General features: G+C 62.2%; 2 protein-coding genes. Both read right to left on the bottom strand.

From position 1 onward, the window contains the following. The coding region (locus ADADOO_RS09135; RefSeq protein ID WP_511276907.1) for a CYTH and CHAD domain-containing protein at positions 1-1154 on the bottom strand (1154 nt) is incomplete at its 3' end. Positions 1155-1157: 3 nt separating this feature from the next. Beyond that, positions 1158-3071: a bifunctional diguanylate cyclase/phosphodiesterase gene (locus tag ADADOO_RS09130; RefSeq protein ID WP_511276906.1), complete on the bottom strand. Its 1914-nt coding sequence runs from the start codon at positions 3069-3071 to the stop codon at positions 1158-1160. Positions 3072-3231: the final 160 nt, after the last annotated feature.

Genomic DNA, 3231 nt, shown 5'->3' with positions numbered 1-3231 from the left:
CGGCGGGCCATGCGTCTGGCTTTCCTGGCGTGGCTGCGGATTTGTTGCTGGGCGAAGTCCTTGAGCGGAACGGGTAGGGTGTCGCCCAGCGTGTAGATGGCGGCGGTGAATTCGAGCAGCAGGCGCGGGTATTCCTTGACGGCGAGCAGGCCGATGACAGACTTTCTGGCATTCTGGGCGCGGCGTTGTGCTGCTTTGCGTAGGCGCTTGATGTCGCGATTGTCCGGAAAGGCTGCGGCGATGGGCGGCAGGGTTTCTTCAAGGAAGACGTCCCAGTTGCGCGCGTCGCCCAGTGATCCGGCCAAGGTTTGCCAGGTCTGGCCGTAGGCATTGACAAACTCTGGTGGCAGTACGGGGGCGAAGAGCTTGATTGCCGAACGCAGCCGGCGTAGCGCGACTCGGGCCTGGTGGATAAATTCCGCTTCGCCGCCGGTCAGAAGGCCTTTTTCGTTGCGCTGGAAATGTTCGAGGCAGCTAAGCGCTATGCTGCGGAAGGCTTCCACCGGGGTTTGCTGCTCATCGATCGGCACCGGTTTGCTTTTGAATGGCCGCAGCGGTTCGTTGAGAAACAGGGCGTATCCACGTTCGGCCTTGCTGGCGATGGCGGGGAAAAGATCGAGGTCTTTTTGAAGCTGGCGGCTGAGGTTGAAGATGTCGTCGACCTTGCCGGAGAGCAGTTCGAGCTCGATTTCGCAGATCGGCGTCCGTTGACCGCAGCTTTCGATCTGGCCGCGGTCGATGGCGAGTTCGATGAGCGATTCGCCAAACGGCACATTCCAGACCTGACGCCGGAAATCGGTGGTGAAAATGGGTTCGAACTGATTGACGCGCTGTTCGAGAAAGTCGCGGAAATCGTCGGCATCAACATGGCTGAAATCGAAAATGCCCGGCGTGGCCGGCGCTTCCCATTCGCTGCGCATGGCCAGTCCGCCGCTCGCCGGTTCAGCCGATTTGACGGTGCATAGCCATTGCCAGCCCTTTTTGCGGAAGCGCAGGGCAACGTGCCGGGCGTGAAGCTCCAGCGCCGGGGTGTCGAAATAGGTGTTCAGCAGATGCAGTTTCTGCGGCTGAATGTTGGCGAGAATCGGATGGTCGGCCAGTTTGCGCGCGGCTTTCGGGCTGAGTTGGAGCTTGAGTTCAATTTCGGTGCTCATCGTTCAATTCCTTGGGATGGCGGGGCCGGTTGCGCCGTCAAAGCCCAGTTCGGGCAGGACGGCCAGTTCTTCGGCAGTCTGGACGCCTTCTGCGATGACGGTCAGGCCGATATTGTGCGCGATGCTGCACAGCCCTTTGATGAAGGCCTGGTTACCGGTTTGCGTGTCGATGGCGCGAATGAAGCTGCCGTCGACCTTGAGATAGTCGAGGCCGATGCCGTGCAGGCGACCGATCTCGCTGAATTGACGGCCGAAATGCTCGATGCCGAGCCGGCAGCCGAGGGGGCGCAGGGCGTCACAGAATGCATGGAATTCATCGAAATGCTGGAAGGCGCCGATTTCCGACACTTCCAGCCAGAGGCGGGGGGCCAGATCCTTGCGGGCGGCGATTTGAGCGAACAGGCGAGCGCGGAAGGCGGCGTCGAGAATTGACTCGCCTGACAGGTTGACCGCAACAGCCGGCGCGCCGGCGGCAATACGTTCCAGCGCCAGACGGGCGGCGGCGAGGTCGAGCTCGGTGGTCATTGAAAGACGCGAGGCCATCGGCATGAAGCTGCCGGCGGTCAGCCATTCGCCATCTTCGGTGGTTTGCAGGCGCAGCGGGCATTCAAAGTGGAGCAATTGCCCGGCATTGCCGGCCACCGGGAAATCGATCAGGCGCAGGCGCTGGGTCTGGATGGCGCCTTCGAGCAGTTTCTTCCAGTCGGCGTTGGAGGTGGCATGTTGATCGCAATCGCTTTCGGCACGGCACCAGGCCAGTCCGCTCTGGCCCTCGGCCGAGGCCAGCGCGGTGTCGACGCGGGAGAGCAGGCTGCCTGTCGTCTGGCCATGCAGATAGACGCCGCTGGCAATGTGGCCGATGCGCTCGCCGTCGATCAGACCGGCCGCCGTCAGATCGTTTAGCGCGTGCAGCAGTATCTCGGCATAGGGTGCCGGGTCCTGAACGCCCGGCAGGAGCAGGGCGAAATCGGCGCCGTTGAGGCGGGCGGCGGCCGCATTCGGTTTTTCCGCCGCCAGTCCGTTCAAGGTGCTGCCGAGTCGACGCAACAGTTCATCGGCCATTTCCCGGCCGGCCCGCTTGTTGATGCCGGCCAGATCGGCCAGACGCAACAGGACCAGCGAGCCGGATGCGGCAGCGTCGTCGTCGCTCAGGGCGGCCGCCAGCTGATTCATGAAAAAGGCGCGGTTAGCCAGGCCGGTCAGGCTATCGAGGTTCGCTTCGCGGCGAACCTGTTCAAGACGGGCGGCCTCTTCGGCAAACATGGCCTTGAGGCGGTCGACCATCGCATTCATCGCGCTGGCCAGGCTTTTCAACTCGGGCGTTGAAGGCTCGGGGATGGTTGTGAAGCGCCGTTCGCAGATGGCTTGCGCCTGCCCGACCACGGCATCGAGCGGGCGGCGGATACGGCGCAGGAACTGCATGCCGAGCCAACCCATAAGGCCTCCGCCGATGGCAAACCAGCCGAGCAGCTTGAGGGCGCCATGCCATAGCTCTGCATAGGCAAAATGGCTGTGGCTGATCAGCTCTATCGTGCCGAACTGGTTCCAGCCTGACGATACCTGTGCCTGCCCCGGCAGCGACTCGATCGGGAAAATGCGAATGAACCACTCGGGGACGTTCCCGGCATCCAGCGGGCTGGTTTTTTCAATCATCGTCTTGCCGTTCGGATCGATCAGCCGAACAGTCGCATACTGGCCGCTATCGAAAACGGCCGCGACCTGAAGTTCAACCGTCACCGGATCCTTGTCGAGTTGCGACATCGCGAGGGCGAGGGTGGCGGCGTTGTCATTATTCTTGATGGCCAGTTGGCGCTCCAGATAGTGACGGGCCGTCAGCGTGCTGACGATGAAGCTGCCGGCAAAAGCGATAACGGTGCTGGCGATGACCGCGAGCCAGAGTTGTCGGAATAAGGACATATCAATTACCTCACTGGAAGCCTTCAGCGCGCGCCCGGGCCAGCAAATCCTGCCAACGGGAGAGATTGCTCTGGCTGGCGTTGTTGCCGGTGCCCAGCCACAGCCCCGCGCTGTTGAAACTGAAAATGGGTGAAAGATCGCTGCGCCGCGAGGCGGGCAG

It is taken from the genome of Azonexus sp. (assembly GCF_036170495.1).
Classification (GTDB): Bacteria; Pseudomonadota; Gammaproteobacteria; order Burkholderiales; family Rhodocyclaceae; genus Azonexus.
The sequence above is the reverse complement of the archived record's forward strand: the minus strand, read 5'-3'. Positions and strand labels throughout refer to the sequence as shown.